The sequence below is a fragment of the Schleiferilactobacillus perolens DSM 12744 genome (assembly GCF_001435585.1).
GTDB classification, from domain to species: Bacteria; Bacillota; Bacilli; order Lactobacillales; family Lactobacillaceae; genus Schleiferilactobacillus; species Schleiferilactobacillus perolens.
The window spans coordinates 1-232 of sequence record NZ_AZEC01000093.1 but is presented as its reverse complement, the minus strand read 5'-3'; the positions used below and the strand labels follow the sequence as shown (position 1 = coordinate 232).

Below are 232 nucleotides of genomic sequence, written 5' to 3'. Positions count from 1 at the left end.
TTTTGTGGTTGGTTTTAAGGGGAATGAATGGGCCTGGCAAAAAGGTGATTATCAAGATGTCGAGACATTCAAGGCCGTGCAAGCGACTTGAAACCGAGCAGGAATAGTCCAATTTATTATTTCGATTGCTATTTTTGTCCTATATATGTTTTTCTTTGCTTCTTTAGTGGCCAATATCTAAACGGTAATTACTAGCACAAGCACTTATTCAAATAAAGACCACCAAGGTTCG

The 232-nt window shown here is 38.4% G+C and carries 1 pseudogene; it reads left to right on the top strand.

Annotated elements, in window-relative coordinates:
* Positions 1 to 181 (top strand): annotated as a pseudogene (locus FD09_RS16860) (ribonuclease G); the annotation flags it as partial.
* Positions 182 to 232 lie beyond the last annotated feature (51 nt).